We start from the raw sequence: 2,441 nt of genomic DNA, 5'->3' as shown, positions 1-2,441 counted from the left end.
GAAGGAAATTCAGGAAGGCGCCAAAGCCTGTTTCGCCCGGTTCGACTTGCAGCGTCGTCGGGGCACTCAGCGCGCACAGGTACTCGCAGATCGCGGCGGACTCGGTCATGCGGACATCGCCGTCAACCATCARGGGCACGGTTCCCAGGGGGTTCTCGTCGAGATACCAGCGCGCCGACACGCGCGGCGGAAACGGCAGCAACAGGAGCTTGTAGGGCAGCTCAAGCTCCTCCAGCATCCACAAGGGCCGGAAGGAGCGTGCGCTCATGCAGTGATAGAGGGTAACCATGAAGTTGCTCCATCGGCGGCCGCAAGCGGCACGCCGGTCAAATCAATGTGCGGGCATGGCGCGCAGCTTCTCGCGCGCCCACGCATCGGCAACACGGTTGGGCGCAGCGCCAGCGGCACGGTCAAGCAGTTCCGCGACCCGTGAACCGCTGCTCATCATTGCGCGTACACCCGGTCTTTGCCCAACATCACCTGCTGATGCCCGCATCCGGCAGGGATCATCGGGAAGCAGTTCTCCTGGGCCACGACTGCCACATCCAGAAAATACGGTTGGTCGGACGCCAGGCATTCGGCCAGCGCTGCGTCCAGTTCGCTGCGCTGGGTGACACGGCGGGCCCGCCAGCCAAAGCCACGGGCCACGGCCACAAAGTCGGGCAGTGCCGCGGTGTAGCTGTGGCTGTAGCGCCCCCCGTGGATCAGTTCCTGCCACTGGCGCACCATGCCCATGTAGCCGTTGTTGGACAACACCACCTTCACCGGCGTGCGATGCTGCACGGCGGTGGACAGCTCCTGGATGTTCATGAGGATCGATGCATCGCCGCTGACGCAGACCACAGTCTTGTCCGGGTGGGCGACCTGCGCGCCGATGGCCGCCGGCAGGCCGTAGCCCATCGTGCCGGCGCCGCCTGAGGTCAGCCAGCGCATGGGCTTCTCGAAGCTCAGGTGCTGGGCGGCCCACATCTGGTGCTGACCGACGTCGGTGGAGACGATGGCGTCCAACTTGCTGAGTGCTGCCTGCAAGCGCGTCATCAGCGCCTGCGGTGCAATCGCACCTGTCCCATCGTCGTAGGCCAAGGATCGCTCGGCCCGCCAGCACTTGATGCGAGTCCACCATGGCGCCAGCCGATCCCGCGGAACAGGCAGGTCTGCAAAATGTGTCAACAACTGGGTGAGAGCAGACTCGCAGTCCCCGACGATGGGGATGTGGGCCTTGACCGTCTTGTTGATCGAGGTCGGGTCGATGTCGATGTGAACAACACGCGCTTGCGGACAGAACTGGTCGAGCCGGCCGGTGACGCGGTCATCGAAACGTGCGCCGACGCAGACGATCAGATCGGCATGGTGCATCGCCAGATTGGCTTCGAGCGTGCCGTGCATGCCCAGCATGCCCAACCACTGCGGGTCGGACGCCGGGTAGGCGCCGAGCCCCATCAATGTGAGCGTGCAGGGCGCGCCGGCAGCGCGCACCAGCTGGCGAAAGGCTTGACAGGCCTCGACGCCCGAGTTGATCAAGCCCCCGCCACCGTAGAACACGGGTCTTTGGGCTTGGCGGATCGCGTGTGCCGCAGCCTCAATCTGGGCAAGAGTGGAGCGCTTGAACGGCATCGGCACCGTCGGCGTTGGCGTTGGCGGCGCCAGCCGTTTCGTGACCTTTCGCTGCTGGAGGTCTTTGGGGAAATCCACCAGCACCGGACCGGGCCGTCCGCTCCGCGCGACGGCCACGGCCTTATGCACCACGGCTTCGATGTCGTCAGCACGGCGAAGTTGCACGTTCCACTTGGTCACCGAGCGCGAGATGCCGAGTGCGTCGCACTCCTGGAACGCGTCAGTCCCGATGGACGACGTGGCCACCTGGCCGCTGATGCACAGCACCGGCACCGAGTCGCACAGCGCGTCGAGCAGCCCGGTGGTGGTGTTGCTCATGCCAGGACCCGAGGTCACAAACACCACGCCCAATCTGCCGGTCGAGCGCGCATAGCCCTGGGCCGCATGCACTGCGGCCTGCTCGTGGCGCACCAGCACATGGCGCAGGCGAGGCTCGCTGTGCAGAGCGTCGTAGAGCGGCAGCACCGCTCCACCCGGATAGCCGAACACCGTGTCGATGCCAAGCGCAAGCAGGGTGTCGATCAKCAGCGCGGCGCCGGTGACCTCGAGCACCTCGTCGGCCGCGCTTGCAGGCGGCCCAAAGGCCCGGGTGGCGGGAACTTCGACGTCGATCATGGGGAGGCTGTTCATGCTGCTACTGTTCCCGAACTTTCGCAAAAAGTGCTTCTGTTTTTTCCGAAAAAAATACCAACCAAAGCAAATCTTGCCGACATATCACAACGAGCGGAAAATATTTCTGAAGCACTAGAAACACGACGGACCATCAGTCCAAGATCATCGCCATGCCCAAACCCAAAGCACCTGAACTCGACCGCGTGGACTTCGCC

Annotated in this window: 3 protein-coding genes; all 3 read right to left on the bottom strand. The window is 64.3% G+C overall.

The window, feature by feature from the left end; genetic code table 11:
• Positions 1-289 (bottom strand): glutathione S-transferase N-terminal domain-containing protein (locus AC1DU6_RS27415; RefSeq protein WP_477860983.1); only part of this gene is annotated, 289 nt, incomplete at its 3' end.
• 155 nt (positions 290-444) lie between these two features.
• Positions 445-2,244: a biosynthetic-type acetolactate synthase large subunit gene (ilvB, locus tag AC1DU6_RS27410; protein ID WP_477860981.1), complete on the bottom strand. Its 1,800-nt coding sequence runs from the start codon at positions 2,242-2,244 to the stop codon at positions 445-447.
• A partial coding sequence (locus AC1DU6_RS27405) for a hypothetical protein (RefSeq protein WP_477860979.1) occupies positions 2,241-2,441 on the bottom strand: 201 nt, incomplete at its 5' end. The genes AC1DU6_RS27405 and ilvB, both read right to left, overlap by 4 nt.

The sequence above is a fragment of the Roseateles sp. P5_B10 genome, assembly GCF_056400485.1.
Note: the sequence above shows the minus strand (reverse complement) of the source record. Positions and strands in the feature narration are given on the sequence as shown.